General features: G+C 57.3%; 16 protein-coding genes. 2 read left to right on the top strand and 14 right to left on the bottom strand.

Annotated elements, in window-relative coordinates; all coding sequences use genetic code 11:
- Positions 1–162 precede the first annotated feature (162 nt).
- From ACWYRJ_RS10170 to queA, 7 genes are all read right to left on the bottom strand, one after another.
- Positions 163–843 (bottom strand): helix-turn-helix transcriptional regulator, encoded by a 681-nt coding sequence (locus ACWYRJ_RS10170; protein ID WP_223581430.1) that lies wholly within the window; start codon positions 841–843, stop codon positions 163–165.
- 14 nt (positions 844–857) lie between these two features.
- Complete coding sequence (locus ACWYRJ_RS10165) at positions 858–1,223, bottom strand: VOC family protein (RefSeq protein ID WP_223581428.1); 366 nt, start codon at positions 1,221–1,223, stop codon at positions 858–860.
- 143 nt (positions 1,224–1,366) lie between these two features.
- Entirely contained in the window at positions 1,367–2,338 is a 972-nt protein-coding gene (gene secF / locus ACWYRJ_RS10160; RefSeq protein WP_008503342.1) for a protein translocase subunit SecF, read from the bottom strand.
- A gap of 10 nt (positions 2,339–2,348) precedes the next feature.
- Positions 2,349–4,196, bottom strand: coding sequence for a protein translocase subunit SecD (gene secD, locus ACWYRJ_RS10155; RefSeq protein ID WP_111963428.1), 1,848 nt, complete (start codon positions 4,194–4,196; stop codon positions 2,349–2,351).
- Between the two features lie 27 nt (positions 4,197–4,223).
- Entirely contained in the window at positions 4,224–4,556 is a 333-nt protein-coding gene (gene yajC, locus ACWYRJ_RS10150; protein WP_003859109.1) for a preprotein translocase subunit YajC, read from the bottom strand.
- 22 nt (positions 4,557–4,578) lie between these two features.
- Positions 4,579–5,706: a tRNA guanosine(34) transglycosylase Tgt gene (gene tgt, locus ACWYRJ_RS10145; protein ID WP_003859110.1), complete on the bottom strand. Its 1,128-nt coding sequence runs from the start codon at positions 5,704–5,706 to the stop codon at positions 4,579–4,581.
- A 53-nt stretch (positions 5,707–5,759) separates the two neighbouring features.
- Entirely contained in the window at positions 5,760–6,830 is a 1,071-nt protein-coding gene (gene queA, locus ACWYRJ_RS10140; RefSeq protein WP_115874337.1) for a tRNA preQ1(34) S-adenosylmethionine ribosyltransferase-isomerase QueA, read from the bottom strand.
- Between the two features lie 91 nt (positions 6,831–6,921).
- Here queA and acpH point away from each other — a divergent pair, with 91 nt between their 5' ends.
- Both acpH and ACWYRJ_RS10130 read left to right on the top strand, forming a co-directional pair.
- Positions 6,922–7,503 (top strand): ACP phosphodiesterase, encoded by a 582-nt coding sequence (gene acpH / locus ACWYRJ_RS10135; RefSeq protein WP_048030077.1) that lies wholly within the window; start codon positions 6,922–6,924, stop codon positions 7,501–7,503.
- Between the two features lie 251 nt (positions 7,504–7,754).
- On the top strand, positions 7,755–8,357 hold the full coding sequence (locus ACWYRJ_RS10130) for a peroxiredoxin (RefSeq protein WP_008503347.1): 603 nt from the start codon (positions 7,755–7,757) through the stop codon (positions 8,355–8,357).
- Between the two features lie 43 nt (positions 8,358–8,400).
- On the opposite strand, the gene ACWYRJ_RS10125 is transcribed toward ACWYRJ_RS10130, so the two are convergent.
- From ACWYRJ_RS10125 to phoB, 7 genes are all read right to left on the bottom strand, one after another.
- Positions 8,401–9,786, bottom strand: coding sequence for a DUF3999 domain-containing protein (locus tag ACWYRJ_RS10125; RefSeq protein ID WP_455507817.1), 1,386 nt, complete (start codon positions 9,784–9,786; stop codon positions 8,401–8,403).
- Positions 9,783–12,398, bottom strand: a complete 2,616-nt coding sequence (locus tag ACWYRJ_RS10120) for a DUF2339 domain-containing protein (protein ID WP_455507816.1) — start codon at positions 12,396–12,398, stop codon at positions 9,783–9,785. Before ACWYRJ_RS10120 ends, ACWYRJ_RS10125 begins: the two co-directional genes overlap by 4 nt.
- 86 nt (positions 12,399–12,484) lie before the next feature.
- Positions 12,485–14,302 (bottom strand): maltodextrin glucosidase, encoded by a 1,818-nt coding sequence (malZ, locus tag ACWYRJ_RS10115; protein WP_455507815.1) that lies wholly within the window; start codon positions 14,300–14,302, stop codon positions 12,485–12,487.
- Positions 14,303–14,465: 163 nt separating this feature from the next.
- Positions 14,466–15,839, bottom strand: a complete 1,374-nt coding sequence (gene proY / locus ACWYRJ_RS10110; RefSeq protein ID WP_111963433.1) for a proline-specific permease ProY — start codon at positions 15,837–15,839, stop codon at positions 14,466–14,468.
- 81 nt (positions 15,840–15,920) lie between these two features.
- Positions 15,921–17,240, bottom strand: a complete 1,320-nt coding sequence (gene brnQ, locus ACWYRJ_RS10105; RefSeq protein ID WP_111963434.1) for a branched-chain amino acid transporter carrier protein BrnQ — start codon at positions 17,238–17,240, stop codon at positions 15,921–15,923.
- A 409-nt stretch (positions 17,241–17,649) separates the two neighbouring features.
- Entirely contained in the window at positions 17,650–18,945 is a 1,296-nt protein-coding gene (phoR, locus tag ACWYRJ_RS10100; RefSeq protein WP_249575800.1) for a phosphate regulon sensor histidine kinase PhoR, read from the bottom strand.
- Between the two features lie 21 nt (positions 18,946–18,966).
- A complete protein-coding gene (gene phoB / locus ACWYRJ_RS10095) occupies positions 18,967–19,656 on the bottom strand; it encodes a phosphate response regulator transcription factor PhoB (RefSeq protein ID WP_008503265.1) in 690 nt (229 codons plus the stop codon).
- Positions 19,657–19,680 lie beyond the last annotated feature (24 nt).

Here is a 19,680-nt window from a genome sequence, read left to right as displayed (position 1 = left end):
ATGATCTACAAATCGATCATCGGATAATTGATTGTTGTGTGATAGCGCTAACTCATAAAGTTCAAAATTTGAGAACCTGCTACACTACGAAGCCTGTAAATACGGGCATGTTCATGAATTTTCCCTGGTAGGCCGGGTAAGGCGTAGCCGCCACCCGGCTTTTTACTGCTTCACCTTCCGCAAAAAATCCGCCAGAGACCTGTCCGCGCTCTCGCTAAACCGCCTTTCCGTAGCCACAATATTGAGGCATCGGTCGAGCCGGAAACAGCGATAGTCATCGCGCCGTTCACACCACGCAGCCAGCAGCCAGCGCTCTCCCCAGAAGAATAGCCCCAGCGGCTGAACCTCACGTTTAGACAGCTGTCCGGCTTCATCACGGTAATGCAGCGCCAGCACGAGCTGGGCGGAAATCGCCTGATGAATCATGTCAAAATCGCTGCGGGAGTGGCTTTGCATGCAAAAATCCGGGGCGTAGATCCGCGTCTGCTCCGCCTTTCGGCGGCTCTCCTCGGGCAGGATAGCCAGCACCTTCTCCTGAGCCGACTCCAGCTCGCGCGACAGCGATTCCCCACCCCAGGTTTTGAGCAGGCGAATCGCGACGATCAACGCCTCGGACTCCTTATTTGTCAGCATCAGCGGCGGCAGGTCAAAGCCCGACATCAGCCGATATCCACTCCCCGCCTCACCTTCCACCGGCACGCCGGAAAGCGACAGGTCGCGGATATCGCGATATACCGTACGCTCGGAGACGCCAAGCCGGTCCGCGAGATGCGCTGCCGTTGTCAGACGCCTGCCCCGCAGGATCTGCACAATCTGAAACAAACGGTCAGCGCGTCGGGTCATAACTTTGTCCGCTCTCAGGCAGGTTGATGGAGCCCGACGCGGTTGCCCTCGCTGTCGGTAAACAAGGCGATAGTGCCAATGCCATGCGGCAGTTCCAGCGGGCCAAACACGCACTCGCCGCCCGCAGAGGCGATGCGATCGAGCGTGGCCGCCAGATTGTCAGTATGCAGGTAAATAATAGCGCCCTGCAAAGACGGTGTAACGCCGTCAAATTTTGCCAGTGCGCCTCCGGTACCCGGATCCTCATGCGGGAAAACGGCCAGCTCCGCACAGTCCATTTTCTCGCAACGCAGCGCAAGCTGCATCACGGGCTCATAAAATTTGATGGCGCGATCCATATCCGAGACCGGAATTTCAAACCAGTTAATGACGCTTTTCATACATCCTCCTGCCTGTTGTTTGGGTTCAGACGGAGTCTACGACAGGGCTCCTGACAGCATACTGTCAGGAGTGTTTGTCAGGAGCAGATAAAAAAAAATCCCGGTCAACCGACCGGGATTTCGATAACGCGCTAAACGTCGCCTTACGGCAGAATGGACGGCTGATCCGCCCCTTCTTTCTCGACTTTCTGCTGGAGCAGGTGCTCGCGCTTCATGCCGAGTTTCAGTGCCAGGGCGGACGCAACGTAGATAGACGACGCCGTACCGATGGTGACACCAATCAGCATGGTCAGCGAGAAGCCTTCCAGTACCGGACCACCGAAGAGGAACAGCATCAGGATCACCATCAGGGTAGTACCGGAGGTGATCAAGGTACGGTGCAGCGTCTGGGTCAACGACACGTTAAAGATTTCGTACGGCGTACCGCGACGGATCTTACGGAAGTTTTCACGAATACGGTCAGATACCACGATACTGTCGTTCAGCGAGTAACCGATAACGGACATCAGTGATGCCACGATCGTCAGGTCAATCTCAATGTGGAACAGCGACAGTATGCCCATGGTAATCACCACGTCGTGCGCCAGGGCGATAACCACACCGGCCGCCAGTCGCCACTCAAAGCGGAAACCGACGTACACCAGGATGGAGATCAGCGCCACCAGCAGCGCCATCGCGCCGGTCTGCGCCAGGTCAGCACCCACGCTTGGGCCGACGAACTCAATACGCTTAACCGCCGCGTTCTGGCTGGTTGTTTCGTTAATCACGCTAACAACCTTGCTGCCCAGCTCCTGGCTGCCGTTGGCATCGTGCACCGGCGGCATACGTACCATGATGTCGCGGCTGCTGCCGAAGTTCTGCAGCAGCGGCTCTTCAAAGCCCGCTTTCTGCAGCGATTCGCGCATCTGGTCCATATCGACCGGTTTTTCCAGGGAGATTTCAATTACCGTACCACCGGTAAAATCGAGCCCCCAGTTAAAGCCCTTCACGCCCATAATGACGATGGACAGAATCAGCAGGAAACCTGAAATGCCGAAGGCCCAGTAGTCCCAGCGCATAAAGTCCCAGACTTTACGGCCGTGGTTCAATTGTTCAACAGTATATTCCTGTGCCACAACGCACTCCTCAGATAGACAGCTTTTTGACGCGCTTGCCGCCGTACAGCAGGTTCACGATGGCACGGGTGCCGACAATAGCGGTAAACATTGACGTTGCGACACCGATACCGGTTGTAATCGCAAAGCCTTTGATAGCGCCGGTACCCACTGCATACAGGATAAGAACCTTGATCAGTGTTGTTACGTTCGCATCGAAGATAGAGCTGAACGCGCCTTTATAACCTTCGTCAATCGCCTGCTGAACAGAACGACCGTTGCTCAACTCTTCTTTGATACGTTCGTTAATCAGTACGTTGGCGTCGACCGCCACCGCAAGGGTCAGAACGATACCCGCAATACCCGGCATGGTCAGCGTCGCCCCCGGCAGCAGGGACATGATGCCGATAATCAGCACCAGGTTCGCAATCAGCGCGGACGTCGCAATCAGACCAAACTTCTTATAGAAGAAGATCATGAACAGAATAGAGACCACCAGACCGGCCAGACACGCTTCCAGGCCCTGCTGGATGTTTTGCATACCCAGAGTTGGACCAATGGTACGTTCTTCAACAATCTGAATTGGCGCAATCAGCGCACCGGCACGCAACAGCAGGGAGAGCTGACGCGCTTCGTTCGGGTTGTTGATGCCGGTAATACGGAAGCTGTTACCCAGACGAGACTGGATATTGGCGATGTTAATCACCTCTTCCTCTTTCACCAGCACAGCACGACCGTTTGCATCTTTCTTACCGCTGTCTTTGTACTCCACGAACAGGGTTGCCATCGGTTTACCGATGTTGTCCTTGGTGAAGTTAGACATGATGTTACCACCCGCGCTATCGAGCGAGATGTTAACCTGCGGCTGGTTGTATTCGTCCTGGCTCGACGTGGAGTCGGTGATGTGATCACCGGTCAGAATCACGCGTTTGTACAGCACAACCGGCTGACCTTCGCGGGTCTGTTTCACTTCGGAGTCACCCGGAATACGGCCAGAAGCGGCAGCAGACTGGTCAACGTTGGTATTCACCAGACGGAATTCCAGGGTTGCGGTCGCACCCAGAATCTCTTTCGCACGCGCGGTGTCCTGAATACCCGGCAGTTCAACCACGATACGGTCAGCACCCTGACGCTGTACCAGCGGCTCGGCCACACCCAGTTGGTTTACACGGTTACGCAGAATGTTGATGTTCTGCTGAACGGCATATTCACGCGCTTCTTTCAGACGCGCATCGGTCATCACCGCGCGCAGCTGGTTGCTGCCCTGAGAGGTGATTACCAGGTCACGGTGACGTTGGGTCAGGTAATCTACAGCCTGATCGCGCGCCGCACTGTCGCGGAACGTGATGCTCATGCCGTAGTTATCTTCTTTACGCACGGTGGTGTAAGCGATGCCTTTATCACGCAGATCGCTGCGCAGGCTGTCGATATTCTGTTCCTGCAGCTTGCCGAGCGCGGTATCCATATCCACTTCCATCAGGAAGTGAACGCCGCCACGCAGGTCAAGACCGAGTTTCATTGGCTCTGCTTTCATCGCAGCCAGCCAACGCGGGGTTGCAGGGGCAAGGTTAAGCGCCACGACGTATTTGTCACCCAGCACGCCCATCAGCGCTTCGCGAGCGCGGAGCTGCGTGTCGGTGGTGTCGAAGCGAGCAAGAATTGCGCCCTCTTCCAGAGCCACAGACTTAGCGGTAATTTTTTCTTCTTGTAACGTTTTCTGGACCTGGATCAGCGTTTGCTCACTGGCGGCGACACCGCGCGCGCCAGTGATTTGAACAGCCGGATCCTCACCATACAGGTTGGGAAGCGCGTACAGCAGGCCGACGAGAATCACGACGACCAGCATGATGTACTTCCACAAAGGATAACGGTTTAACACGGCAGTTCCCTTTGGGAAAAGTTGGGATTACAGCGCCTTCATGGTGCCTTTCGGCAGAACGGCAGCTACGAAGTCACGTTTGATGACCACTTCAGTGGTGTCGTTCAGGGCGATAGCAATGTAGCCATTTTCAGCAACTTTGGTTACGCGACCGACCAGACCACCGTTAGTCAGCACTTCATCGCCTTTCGCAATGGAGTTCATCAGGTTTTTGTGCTCTTTGGTGCGCTTCTGCTGTGGACGCAGGATCATGAAGTAGAAGATCAGACCGAACACAACCAGCATCAGAATCAGAGACATCGGGCTGCCCTGCGCTGGAGCACCTGTTGCCGCTACCGCATCAGAAATAAAAAAGCTCATTCAAATTCCCTCATTATTAAAATTAATCAACGTTCAACGGTGGAACATCCCGCCCCTGACGTTGGTAGAAATCGGTCACGAAGCTCTCTAATTTACCCTCTTCGATAGCCTTACGTAAACCAGCCATTAAGCGCTGATAATAACGAAGATTATGAATGGTATTGAGACGCGCGCCCAAAATCTCGTTGCAACGATCGAGATGATGCAGATACGCGCGAGAATAATTGCGACAGGTATAGCAATCGCACTCAGAATCGAGCGGGCTGGTGTCACTCTTATGCTTCGCGTTACGGATTTTCACCACGCCATCGGTAACGAACAAATGGCCGTTACGCGCGTTGCGGGTTGGCATGACGCAGTCGAACATATCAATGCCGCGGCGTACGCCTTCAACCAGATCTTCCGGTTTCCCCACGCCCATCAGGTATCGTGGTTTATCCGCCGGGATTTGCGGGCAGACATGCTCCAGAATGCGGTGCATGTCTTCCTTCGGCTCACCCACAGCCAAACCGCCGACAGCGTAGCCATCAAAACCTATCTCTACCAGACCTTTAACCGAGATATCGCGTAAATCTTCGTAAACGCTACCCTGGATAATGCCGAACAGCGCATTTTTGTTCTGCAGGGAGTCAAAGCGGTCACGGCTGCGCTTCGCCCAGCGCAGAGACATCTCCATTGAACGCTTGGCGTAATCCCAGTCGGCCGGGTATGGCGTACATTCGTCGAAGATCATCACGATATCAGATCCGAGATCGTACTGAATCTCCATCGATTTTTCCGGATCGAGGAAAATCGGATCGCCGTTGATCGGATTACGGAAGTGAACGCCCTGCTCGGTGATCTTACGGATATCGCCCAGGCTGAAGACCTGGAAGCCGCCGGAATCGGTCAGGATTGGGCCTTTCCACTGCATGAAATCGTGCAGGTCGCCGTGGAGCTTCATGATCTCCTGACCCGGACGCAGCCACAGGTGGAAGGTGTTGCCGAGGATAATCTGTGCGCCCGTGGCTTCTACTTCTTCCGGCGTCATCCCTTTTACGGTGCCGTACGTGCCCACAGGCATAAACGCGGGGGTTTCCACCACGCCGCGATCAAACACCAGGCGACCGCGACGCGCGCGACCGTCGGTGGTATCGAGTTCAAATTTCATTTTTTCTCCGACGTCAGAAAAACAGTCCAACGTTGTAAAACGGTGCCGCGGACTTATTCCCCGACACGCTCATTCAAAGCCAGCGGATTGTACGTGATAAACATCGCGTCCCCGTAGCTAAAAAAGCGATATTTTTGTTCTACCGCAGACTTGTAGGCCGCCATAGTGTGCTGATAACCGGCAAACGCGGAAACCAGCATAATCAGCGTCGATTCAGGCAGATGGAAGTTGGTCACCAGCGCGTCAATTACTTTGTACTGATAGCCCGGGTAGATAAAGATCTGCGTATCGCCAAAGAATGGCTCAATAAGATCGTTCTTCGCTGCCTGCGCGGCGCTCTCAAGTGAGCGCACGGACGTCGTACCGACCGCCACGACGCGGCTGCCGCGCGCTTTCGCCGCCAGCACCGCGTCCACTACGTCCTGCGGCACTTCGGCATACTCAGAGTGCATGATGTGGTCTTCAATGCTGTCCACGCGCACCGGCTGGAAGGTTCCCGCACCCACGTGGAGCGTCACGAACGCCATCTCCACGCCCTTCGCGCGCAGTTTCTCCAGCAGCGGCTCATCAAAATGCAGGCCCGCGGTCGGCGCAGCGACGGCGCCAGGCTTCTGGCTGTAGACGGTCTGGTACAGCTCGCGGTCAGCCTCTTCGTCCGGACGCTCAATATACGGCGGCAGCGGCATGTGGCCGATGGCGTTCAGGATATCGAGCACCGTGCGTTCGTCGTTGAACTCCACCTCGAACAGCGCGTCGTGGCGCGCGGTCATGGTCGCTTTGATGCTCTCATCATCGCCCAGCAGCAGCTCCGCGCCCGGCTTTGGCGCCTTAGATGCGCGAATATGTGCCAGAATACGTTTATCATCGAGCATACGTTCGACCAGCACTTCAATCTTGCCGCCGCTGGCTTTGCGGCCGAACAGGCGCGCCGGGATCACGCGGGTATTGTTAAAGACCAGCAGATCGCCAGGGTTGAGCTTGTCGAGCAAATCGGTGAAAGTACCGTGCGTCAGCTCGCCCGTTGGCCCATCCAGTGACAGTAAGCGACAGCTGCTGCGCTCAGGCATGGGATAATGAGCAATCAGGGATTCAGGTAGTTCAAATGAGAAATCGGCGACGCGCATGACGTATACTCGTGACTTAAAAACAGGCGGCATAGTCTAGTGCTCACACCCTTTTGCTGCAACAACTAGCCGCCCCCGGACAAAAAAACGCATGAATTTTCTCGCTCACCTGCATCTCGCACACCTCGCTGACAGCTCCCTTTCCGGCAATTTGCTGGCCGATTTCGTTCGCGGCAACCCCGCGGAGGACTACTCCCCTGAGGTTGTCGACGGGATTTTTATGCACCGCCGCATCGACGTGCTGACGGATAAGCTGCCGGAAGTGACGGAAGCCAAAGCGTGGTTCCGCCCTGAAACGCGCCGCGTTGCGCCGATCACGCTTGACGTGATGTGGGATCACTTTCTGTCGCGCCACTGGGAACAACTGTCGCCGGAGATGCCCTTGCCGGCGTTTGTGCGCTATGCCCACCAGCAGGTGTCGATCATTCTGCCCGACTCGCCGCCGCGCTTTGTGAATCTGAATAACTATCTGTGGTCAGAACGCTGGCTGGAGCGTTATCGCGAGATGGACTTCATTCAGAATGTATTGAATGGGATGGCGAGCCGTCGCCCGCGCCTGGATGCGCTGCGGGATTCCTGGTATGACCTGGATGAACATTACGATGCGCTGGAGACCCGCTTCTGGCAGTTTTACCCGCGCATGATGGTCCAGGCGAAAAACAAACAGCTTTAAATACACGTCATCCTTCAAGCTGCCTCTGCGTTGGCTACGTCTGCTCACCCCAGTCACTTACTTCAGTAAGCTCCTGGGGATTCCCAGACTTGCCGCCTTGATGCAACTTGAATGATTTTGTGTATAAAAATGACATTGATAGGTAAAAGCTGGCGGAACGATTGTCACCACCTCTTTGTCTTATCCATGAACACTCTCTATACTTGCTCGCGTTGCGTTCCAAATAACCTTAGTATCTACAGGAGAATCATATGGTTCTGGTAACTCGTCCGGCTCCGGATTTTACAGCTGCAGCAGTTCTGGGCAACGGTGAAATCGTTGAAAACTTCAACTTCAAACAGCACACCAACGGTAAAGCGACCGTTCTGTTCTTCTGGCCAATGGACTTCACTTTCGTTTGCCCGTCTGAGCTGATCGCGTTCGACAAACGTTATGAAGAATTCCAGAAGCGTGGCGTGGAAGTTGTTGGCGTCTCCTTCGACTCTGAGTTTGTACACAACGCATGGCGTAACACCCCTGTCGACAAAGGCGGCATCGGTGCGGTGAAATACGCAATGGTTGCGGACATCAAACGCGAAATCCAGCAGGCTTACGGTATCGAACATCCGGACGCTGGCGTTGCGCTGCGCGGTTCCTTCCTGATCGACGCGAACGGCATCGTTCGCCACCAGGTTGTGAACGATCTGCCGCTGGGTCGTAACATCGACGAAATGCTGCGCATGGTTGACGCGCTGCAGTTCCACGAAGAGCACGGCGAAGTGTGCCCGGCTCAGTGGGAAAAAGGTAAAGAAGGTATGGCGGCTTCCCCAGACGGCGTAGCTAAATACCTGTCTGAGAACGTATCCAGCCTGTAATCGGCACGGTTTACGAAAAAGGCCCGCTTAAGCGGGCCTTTTTTTATGCCTTACGCTGCGTCTCTCGCCAGATGCGCCAGGCCATGCCCGCCAGCAGGATCACGCCCGCAATCAGTACGCCCCATACCAGCAGGGCGTTCATCCAGCTCGCCCGCTCAGCTGCAGAGGTAGCGTTCAGCCGCCCCTCGCCGCCCAACGCGACATCATCCACAATATCGGCCTGCGGCAGGTTCGCCATATCATAGGTCTTGCGCAGGTCGGCTGGGATCAGCATGTCAGGCTCCACGCTAGCAGGCTTTGCGGCACCGTTGCCCCATGCGAGAACGTACGGCGCTTTCCCCTGCGCGTTGAACACAAGATCATAGCGGTCGCGATGCCCCGTAACGCTTGGCAGGTATTCTGGCAGACGCGCATTCAGCGTCGTGATTTTCACTGCCTGCACCAGGCCCCCGCTAAGCGAAACCGGTCCGGACGTTTTCCCCTCCAGACGGTAAATCACCTCTTTCTTCAGGGGATGCCATGCCTCTTTTTCCGTACTGCGCCACGCGATCTCCACGGGAAGAACGCCATCGCCGTTCAGCGAGATGCTGACAGCACTCAGCGGCTGCGGGCGCGCCCAGCGCCACTGAGCTTCACTTGTCGATAGCTGCTCACCTTCCCCTTCAAGACTAATCTCTTCCGGGGCCGCCTGGGCAGGTGCGCTGATTGCGTTTACGCCGGTCAACGTTACCCCCTGGCTCTGCGTATTCAGCACCACCATGAGATAGCGATTCGCATCGGGAGATAAAACCGTATCGGTATCGAGCCGATCGAGCTTAAGACGATCCTGACCGCTGACGACGTCCAGCAGCGGCATATCCTCGCGCAGGGTATACCACCGCTTGAGATCCTCGCTGTAATAGACCGACGCCGTTCCCTGCCACGGCGTCTCATGGGTATTCCAGAGGAGCTGCAGCTGGGATATAGCCAGTTCACCCGTCGTCTGCTCCGGCAGGGTCAGCAGGTAATGTTGCCCGACGGCGGCGGCTTTTTGCCCCTCCAGCACAATCTCAATGCCGTTTCGGGAACGGAGCCGGATCTTATCGCTGTCACCGGCGTCTGAGCCAGCCGCGAGCGGCGAGGCGTCAAGCGGAAAGAGGCGCAGCGCCGTGGATTGCGCTGTCGCCTGCGGGCGCGTCGCGGCGATCAGGCTAAAGGGAACCGGCTCACCCGACTGGTTAAAGACGCGGACATCGTGCAGATCCGGCGACGTGCTTTGCTCATAGACGGCAAGCGGCAGCATTACCCGATACCACCGGGAAGGAACGGACGTGTCGAGTGAACGACCAAAGGCATAGTCACGGGGCGATTCCGTTGGTACTTCGTCGCAGAACGCCGGGCCGGAAAGCGCCAGCAGCGCGGTACACGCAACCGCTTTCATCCATTTCATTTTTCATCTCCTGTTTTTGGCGGTAGCGGCGAGAAATAGCCCACTATCAGTACCAGTATCGCCACGCCGATAAACGCCACCGCGCGCGACAGACCGCCTCCGCCCGCGCTGTCCACCAGCATCAGTTTCACCATCACCACACCCAGCAGCGCGGCACCGCAAAGCCACTCCTGCCGGGAAGCCTTGCGGGTGGCATGGATCATGACCACCAGCGCGCTCAACATCCAGAACAGGGCAAAGCTTGTCTGGATAAGCCGCGAATCCCACAGCGATGCCATATTCCAGGCCACGTCGCCAAACCAGGCCAGGGCGCGCATCAGCACACCGTTTAGCCACCAGAAGCCAAACGCCATAATCGCGACGGCAGGCCACGGGCGCGCTTGCGCAAGCCATGACGGGTAGTAGCGATCCACCCCCCGATAAAAGACCACCAGCCCCAGCAACGCGAACGCAGCACCTTCCTCGAGCGGGTTCACCAGCGGCAGCCAGGTCTGACGATAGACCACGCCGTCCTGGAAATTGGTCACCACCAGCAATACCAGCAGCGCCACGACGACAGGGATCGGTGCCAGACACGCATAGAGCGCAGGCCACTCCCGGAACGGCCACACGCGACGCCGTACGGCTGCAGAAAGTGCCATAATAATCCCGCCACCTGCGGCCATCGCTAATCCGCTTCCCCAGGCCGCCATTCCCCACGGCAGAGACCGGGCAAACCAGTAAAGCTCCGCGGCCAGCGCCAGCAAAATCATCAAGAACAGCGACAAATGCAGCCCCATCGCGATACGCGGCAGGAGTCTTTCACCATCGCGCCGCAACAGCATTAGCGCGGCAGGAAGCGCAACGCACCAGGCCAGATTTGACCAGCCGGCGGTAACGATCTGCTGATGCCAGAGCTGATAACCCACCATCAGCAGCATAACCGGCCACAGCAGCCATTTGCTGGCGTCCAGCTCCCGCCACGTCAGGCTAGCAGCCACCTGCCGCCAGCCCCAGACCGACGCCGCCGTCAGCGTCAGCACGCCCGCCAGAATCGGTAATTCCTTCGTCAGTACCAGCTGCGACGCGCCCAGCTGCGCCACTATCCAGAACAGCAGCCCGCCTGCCAGCAGCGCCCAGCTGACCGGCAGGAAGAGAGTCCGCCACAGCCAGGCCGCAGCCAGCCAGCAAAGGCTGAGGATGGCGAAGATGAGGAACAGGCTCAGCGCCGTAACACCGTCCGTTTGTGCCCACAGCGCGCTGCCGAGCGCCAGCAGCAGCAGCGCCGTCCCGCTATAGCTCATGCGACGCTGATGCTGCTGCACGCCCAGCCAGAGAATCCCCAGCCCCTCAAGCGCCCAGGCCATCGCCGTCCAGCGAGCCGACAGCGCCAGCGGAATGGCGAGCGTGGCGAACCCGCCGCCGATCGCCAGCGCCGCCATGACCAGCGGTCGTCCGAGGGAGGGGTAGCGACGCAGCGCGAGGAACGCGAGGGTAAGATAAAAAGCACCATATCCGAGGGCACTCAGCGCCGGGCCATAGTCCCAGTGCTGCGTCATGCCGTACTGCATTCCAAAACCAACCAGCGGCGGGGCAAACAGCAGCACGCCGTCGATAATCTGCTTCCCTTTCTCCTGCGCCCGCAGCGACAGCGCCACGCTCAGCACGCCGAATATCAGCGTATTGGCAATCAGGAACAGCTGGCAGATCCAATAGTCTTCAGGCTGGTAGTCATTCAGCCCCCACAGGCCGCCCACGCCGAACGTAAACAGCAGCCCGAGCAGGTTCAGCTCGCGCCAGTGCTGCCAGATGCTGATCGCGAGAATGCCGATGGACAGCAGAAGATAGAAAGAGAACAGCGCGACAAAGCTGCCGCCCCCGGTAGATAAGAGCAGCGGCGCGAGATATCCGCCAAGGCTCGCCAGCATGGCAAGACTCAGCGCCTTCTGCAGCACCGCCAGCCCGACGCTCGCCGCGCAAATCACCACCAGCAGCGTAAAGGCCAGCGTCATCGGCAACATTTGCCAGAGCCGGAATGCACCAAACACCGTCAGGTAGAGCACGCCGGTCGCCCCGCCCTGGAGGATCAGCGCATAGACGCGCTGCCTGTGCCGCACCCGCCACCCAATCGCCAGCAGAACAACGGCAAACAGCGCCGTTGCCACGAGGCGCAGCTCAAGCGGGAACAGGGAATGTTCGACGGTATAGCGCAGCAGAAAAGAGAGGCCGAGGAAGAGCAGCAGAATGCCAAGCTTCGCCAGCGGATTGCCCTGCATGAACCAGCGCGCAAGCGACGTCAGGATGCCGCCAAAGGCTGAAGGCTGTTTTGCCGCTGGCGCAGGCGCCAGAGCGGGTTCTGCCACGGCAGCGGAAATATCGGGGCGCCAGGGGTCAACAGCCGCGGGAGCTTCCTCCACTATCGGCGCGGTAACAGCCTCCGGCGCGGCGGTCTGCACCGGTTCCGGCGCGTTCTCAGACACGCCGCGCTGCTCAAGCGCCTCAATGCGCTGGCGCAGCAGGGCTATCTCCTGCCGCGCTGCCGTACTTCGATTAAACCCGATAACCGCAAGCACGGGCGCAACCAGCAGCGCAAAAACCAGGAATAAACAGCCAAGGATGTAAAGCTCGTCCATGTTTCCACCTTCACCGTAAACGATCTGTTAAGATTGACACAAATCGTTGCATTTGCGCCATCTTAAAAGGTGGAAACATTAGCGCATTAGCTACCGAACCAGATCGTCGCGGATATCGCAGGCAGCGCCAGCACGCCGTCCTGAATCGTGGCCTTGCCCTCTTTACTCTTCCACGCCGCCACCTTCAGCAGCGGCGAATCATCCAGCACCACTTCGCAGGCCTCGCCCCGGTTGATCGCCACCAGCACGCGCTGCTGGTTATAGATGCGAGCAAACACCACCACGTTATCGTGGGCGTACACCACCTGACAGCCGCCATAGCGCAGGGCGAGACTCTGCTTACGCAGCTTCGCCAGGCGCTGATACAGGCTGAACAGCACCTTGTCCTGTTTCGCTGGCTCCCACGGGAAAGTTTTGCGGCAGAACGGATCGTTGTTGCCGTCCAGCCCCACCTCGTCTCCGTAGTAGATACACGGCACGCCCGGCCAGGTGAAGAGCCAGGTCACCGCCAGCGGCAGACGCGCGACATCCTTGCCGAGCAGGGATTTAAAGCGCGCGGTGTCGTGACTATCGAGCTGGTTAAACATCCGCAGCTGCTGCTGATGCGACAGACCAGCGCGATAGTTCTCCATCCACGCCATGCAGGTTTCAGCATCGATATGATTCGGATCGTAGGAGATATCGGTGTTGGCGAGGAATCCCCACAGCGGGAAGGTAAAGCCGCGATAGTTCATCGCCGCATCTTCCGCATCGTTCTGCAGCCACTGGCGCGCGTCGCCAAAGTGCTCGCCAAAGACGAACGCCTCCGGCTGAGCCGCTTTCGCCGAGCACGTGATCCCGGCGACGTGCTGAAGGTTATTCCGCGCTCCGCCCGCTTCACCGAGCATATGCACCACGTCCAGGCGCCAGCCGTCCATATTCCATGGTGCCTTCAGCCAGTGGCGCACGATGCTGTCTTCCCCGCCGTAAATCTCGTTAACCAGAGACGGCGACTGGAAATCCAGCTTCGGCAGGCTCGGGTAGCCCAGCCAGTCCAGCGCACGCCCCTCCTCGTTAAAGCTGTACCAGTCGCGCTGCGGCGAGTCCGGGTTATGACACGCCCCGCCCATCGACTGGTTATGCCGGTCAAACCACGTATGCGAATCTCCGCTGTGGTTGAACACGCCGTCCAGAATCAGGCGCATGCCTTCGTTTTGGGTGTTCTTACGCAGGCGCAGCAGCGCCTCGTCACCGCCAAACTGCGCGTCAACGTGGCGATAATCTTCGGTATCGTACTTGTGTACGCTCGGGGCTTTAAATACCGGGTTGAGATACAACGCCGTCACGCCGAGTTTTTTCAGGTACGGCAGCTTTTCGCTGATGCCGTCGAGATCGCCGCCGTAGAAGGTCGATCCGCCCGCCTGCGCGGTTAACGGCTCGTCCCACGCTTTCAGAATAATGTCATGACCCGCCGCATGGTGGTGATAGATCTTATCCTGGTCGGCAGTGCGCTTTTCGCTGCGCGCAAAACGGTCCGGGAAAATCTGGTAAAAGACCTGATCGTTAACCCACTGCGGGCCGTTATCTGGATAATCGACCGCAAACTGCTCCAGCCGTGCAGGCGGGAAACGGCTAAACCCCTGCGGGGTAAACCACAGCTGGCGGTTGTTCCACAAAAGCTTAAAGCTGTAGCGGCGGCGAGGCTGCCCGCTGCGCAGGTCGATATTCACCCGCCAGGCGGTAATACCCGGCTGCGGCTGGCTGCGCAGCTTGTGCATTTTCAACCCGGTCTCTTCGTTATCGATTTCGGCGCGGAGCGTCACGCGTTCAGGCTGGTTTTCACCCGCCAGCCAGAGCGTAATCACCAGGTTGTCTTTGTTTTGCTTAACAAATGGGGCAACCGGAAGGTGCCAGGCGTTTAACATCACGAATCCCCTTTGATGAAATTGACGTCACCTTGCCACAGGGTGGTTAAGGATAGCTCACCATGATGGGATTTATTGGGGGAGGAGGACGGGGGAGGAGGCACCAGTGCAGCCTGATGCCCTCACCCCAACCCTCTCCCACAAGGAGAGGGCGAAAAAAAGATTACTGCGCTTCCGCCAGCTGACGGTCGCGGCGGCATTTAAACACCCAGCCCACCAGCAGCAGCACAATCCACGCGCAGCCCACGTACAGTGAAATGCGGGTGTCCGGATGGTAGCCAATCAGGCCAATGATAAACACCAGGAAGATCAGCCCCACGACGGTCGTTGCGACGCCGCCCGGGACTTTGAACTTCAGCGCTTTCGCCTCTTCAGGCGACAGGCGGCGGCGGAACGCAATCTGCGACAGCAGGATCATGATCCACACCCAGACGGTTGCGAAGGTCGCCAGGGACGCAATCACCAGGAAGACGTTCTCCGGCATGATGTAGTTCAGGTAAACCGAGAACAGCAGCGCTACGGTCATCACCACAACGGTTACCCACGGCGTGCCGCGGCGTGAGGTTTTGGCGAATACCTTCGGCGCACTGCCCTGCTCCGCCATGCCGTGCAGCATACGGCCTACGCCAAAGACGTCACTGTTAATCGCCGAAAGCGACGCGGTCAGCACCACAAAGTTCAGAATGCTGGCCGCAAACGCAATGCCCATATGCTGGAAGGTCAGGACAAACGGGCTACCGTTGGTGCCTACCTGGTTCCACGGGTAGATGGACATAATCACGAACAGCGTACCCACGTAGAACACCAGAATACGCATCGGCACAGAGTTGATGGCGCGCGGAATGGATTTCTCCGGATCTTTCGCTTCCCCGGCGGTGATACCGATAATCTCGATACCGCCGTAGGCGAACATCACCATCTGCAGCGACATCACCATCCCGAGCCAGCCGTTGCTGAAGAAGCCGCCGTTGCTCCAGAGATTGTGAATACCGGTCGGCTGCCCGCCGTTGCCAATCCCCCAGATGATAATCCCGAAACCGGCCACAATCATGATGATGATGGTCGCGACCTTGAAGAAGGAGAACCAGAACTCCAGCTCGCCGAACACCTTCACGCTCATCAGGTTGACGGCGCAAATGATCAGCACCACGCTCAGTACCCAAATCCAGTGCGGCACCGCCGGGAACCAGACGCCCATGTAGATGCCAAACGCCGTCACGTCGGCAATCGCCACAATCAGGATTTCGAAGCAGTAGGTCCAGCCGGTGATAAACCCGGCCAGCGGGCCGAGGTTTTCCTGCGCGTAGCGGGAGAATGAGCTGGCGGAGGGGTTGTGAACCGACATTTCGCCGAGGGCGCGCATGATGATATACGCCGCCACGCCGCCGATAATGTACGCCAGCAGAACGCTGGGACCGGCCATTTTGATGGCATCTGCCGAGCCATAAAAAAGACCGGTGCCGATAGCAGAGCCCAGCGCCATAAAGCGGATGTGGCGCGTGCTCAATCCACGTTTAAGTTTGTTAGTGCTTTCCATTTAAATCTTGCCATTCAACACGAAAAAAACAAAAAACCACGGGGCCTTAAGCCCCGTGGTTAAACAGTTTGTTGCCGTTGATTAATGAGCGTTCGATGCGACCTGACGCCCTGCAGCACGGTCCCAGATAATCGCCAGAACCAGTGCAACAACGGTAGGCATCAACCAGGCCAGACCCTGCTCGGACAGCGGCAGACGCTGTGTCCATGCCGGCAGTATGTGCGCGAAAGCTGATGCTTTAATCCCGTCAAGGATACCAAAAATCAGGCTGATAAACATGGCTGGCGCAATAATTCGTGAAGAGTTGTTCCACCACGGACGAGTAAAGCTCAGCACTACCAGTACGATGCACGGCGGATAAATCGCCGTCAACACCGGAATAGAGACCTGAATCAGGTGGCTCAGACCGAGGTTAGACACCGCCATGGAGAAGATACCGAGGATAAACACCAGGGTGCGGTAAGAAAGCGGCAGATACTGTGCAAAGAACTCTGCGCAGGCGCAGGTCAGGCCAACCGCGGTAACCAGACAGGCCAGGAAGATCAGCGCTGCCAGCAGCATACTGCCCGCACCGCCGAAGGTGTGCTGCACGTAGGCGTGCAGGATAGCCGCACCGTTGGCGTTCTGTTCAACCAGCATGGCGCTATCGGAACCCAGACGGAACAGCGCCAGATACAGCAGGGTCAGCCCCACACCGGCCATCAGGCCAGCCCAGATGGTGTAGCGGGTCAGCAGACGCGCTTCGGTCACACCGCGGGAACGCGCGGCGTTAACGATAACGATACCAAACACCATCGCGCCTAGCGTATCCATCGTCAGGTAGCCGTTCACGAAGCCGTTAGAGAACGCGGCATTTTTATAGGCGTCCATCGCGTCGCTAATCGGGCCGGCGGGCCAGACGATGGCCGCTACCGCCAGAACAATCAGCGCCACAATTTTCAGCGGAGCCAGGAAGTTACCCACGGTATCCAGCAGCTTGCCCGGATAGAGGGAAACCAGAATCACGATCGCGAAGTAGATCAGGCTGTAGATAAACAGCGGCATCGCGCCGTCACCGGTCAGGGGAGCAATACCCACTTCGAAGGACACGGTTGCCGTACGCGGGGTCGCAAACAGCGGGCCAACGGCGAGATAGCAGACGGTTGCCAGCAGAACGCCCGCCACTTTGCCAATCGGGGTGCTGAGGCTATCCACACCGCCGCCGACTTTCGCCAGCGCGATGACGGTCAGCACCGGCAGACCCACGGCAGTAATCAGGAAACCAAACGCGGCGGTCCAGACGTGTTCACCCGCCTGTAAGCCAACCATTGGAGGGAAAATGATGTTGCCTGCGCCAACGAACAGCGCAAATGTCATAAAGCCCAGCGCGATGATGTCACGCGATTTTAAGTGATGGGTCATAAAACCTTACTGCCTGTGGATGTGGTGTTGAAAACATTGAGATTTTCGATATCCCTCACGGGACGATACAGCCGAAAATTTGCTCAATTTCAGCGGGAAATGCTCCCGTCCTGGCGTGGAGAAGAATAGTTTTTCGATTTACCACGCAAATACAGTCGGTCTAACAGTATCTGGGGCGCAATTTAAACGCTTATAACGTTTAAAGGCAAGGTGGGATCGTAAAACCAGAACAATATGCCAGCATGAAAATACGCACCAGCATAATACGCTGTTTATAAGAAAAACCCATGGCTAATCATGCGAACAAAAAACAGCCAGCCGTATAAAATTCATCCGCGTTTCGCTTGACTGCAAAGCAAACGGGCCAGCGATGGCTGACCCGTGGAAAGGTAAAATGACACGCCCGCCGTCAGGCGGTCTTTTTGGCAATTAATCGTTCCGGAATAACGAAACTGAAGCGGGTTCCTTTACCCAGGGTACTCTGAATATCGAGACGGCTTTCATGGTGATTGACCGCGTGTTTCACAATTGCCAGCCCCAGGCCGCTTCCGCCTGTCTGGCGGGATCGCGCTTTATCCACACGGTAAAAGCGCTCGGTCAGACGCGGAATATGCTCCGGCGCAATCCCCGGCCCGTTGTCCTCCACGCTAAACTCGGCCCCCGTTGGGGTATGGTGCCAGCGCACCACGATATCCGTCCCCTCCGGCGTATGATTCACCGCGTTATACACCAGGTTGGAAATGGCGCTGCGCAGCTCATCTTCGCTGCCCAGCACCTTCAGCGTGTTGTCGACGTCAAAGGTCAGGTGATGCTTTTTGTGGCTTAACGTCTGCGCTTCACGCTCCACGACCCGCAGCATCATCGGGACATCAATGGTGTCATTCAGCGCGAGCGTTGGCGCCGCTTCAATCTTCGAGAGCGTCAGCAGCTGCTTCACCAGCCCTTCCATCCGGTGCGTTTGCTCACGCATGGTGTGGAGCGCTTTTTCACGCGGCGCACCTTCCAGCGTTTGCTCCTGCATCATCTCCAGGTAGCCCTGCAGCACGGTCAACGGGGTTCGCAGTTCGTGGCTGACGTTGGCGAAGAAGTTGCGACGCGCCCCTTCCAGCTGGTGCATCTGGGTAACATCGCGCGCCACCATCAGCCACTGCTTATCGCTGTAGGGCATCACGCGTATTTCCAGATGGCGGCCATTATTGAGCTTAAGATTGTGCGGACGGGTGAAATCACGCTTTTTCAGATACAGCGTGAACTCGGGATAACGCAGAAGGTTGAGGATATTCTGGCCATTGTCATCCGGCCAGCGCAGGCCCAGCAGCTGCTGCGCCAGGCCGTTACACCAGAAGATCGTCCCTTCTTCGGTGGTCAGGATCACGGCATCCGGCAGCGACTCTGCACCGCTGCGAAAACGCTTAATCAGGCTTCCCAGCTCGCGGCGACGCTTTTTATTACGCATCTGCATTTGATGCAGACCGTAAAGCAGCGGCTCCCAGCTGCCGCTTCCCGGCGGCGGCGTCATGCTTCGGTCAACCCACAGCCACCAGGAGAGGCGCAGCAGGTTCCAGAAATGCCAGATGAGCAGCCCGGTGACCGACGCCAACAGAAACCACGGCAGGTGTCCAAGAAAGGCCCCCAGAATGAAGGCCGGAATACAGCATAAGATCAGTTCAAAGACGAGCCTTTTCCATGACAGACGTTCCAGCACGCGTCACACTCCTGTCATTGTTCAGAAACGGGTAGAAAAACGATAACCCGTGCCGCGGACCGTCTGCACCATGCGATCGTGGCCGCTCAGTTCCAGCGCTTTTCGCAGGCGGCGGATATGTACGTCAACTGTCCGGTCTTCGACATACACGTTAGTTCCCCAGACGTTATTCAGCAACTGCTCGCGGCTGTAAACGCGTTCCGGGTGGGTCATAAAGAAGTGCAGGAGTTTAAATTCGGTAGGCCCCATGTCGAGGGGATTCTCACCGGTCATCACGCGGTGAGAAGTAGGATCAAGGCTCAGCCCCTGCATTTCGATCACCTCTTCCACCGCCATCGGTGAAATACGGCGCATCACGGCTTTAATGCGAGCCACCAGCTCTTTTGGGGAGAACGGTTTAGTAATGTAATCGTCCGCACCGGTCTCCAGACCGCGCACGCGATCCTCTTCTTCTCCGCGCGCCGTGAGCATCACAACCGGGATATCGCGGGTCAGCGCTTCACGCTTCAGGTGTTTGATAAACTGCAGTCCGGAGCCGCCGGGCAACATCCAGTCCAGCAGAATCAGATCGGGCCAGGGTTCATTCAGCTGGTTCACTGCGCTGTCATAATCTTCCGCTTCAACCGGCTGGAAGCCGTTTTGCTCGAGCACGAAGCACACCATTTCACGAATTGGAGCTTCATCTTCTACGACCAGAATACGTCTCGCCATACTTTGCCCTGTCTTATCTTATTT

The organism is Enterobacter sp., from assembly GCF_977039595.1.
Note: the sequence above shows the minus strand (reverse complement) of the source record. Positions and strands in the feature narration are given on the sequence as shown.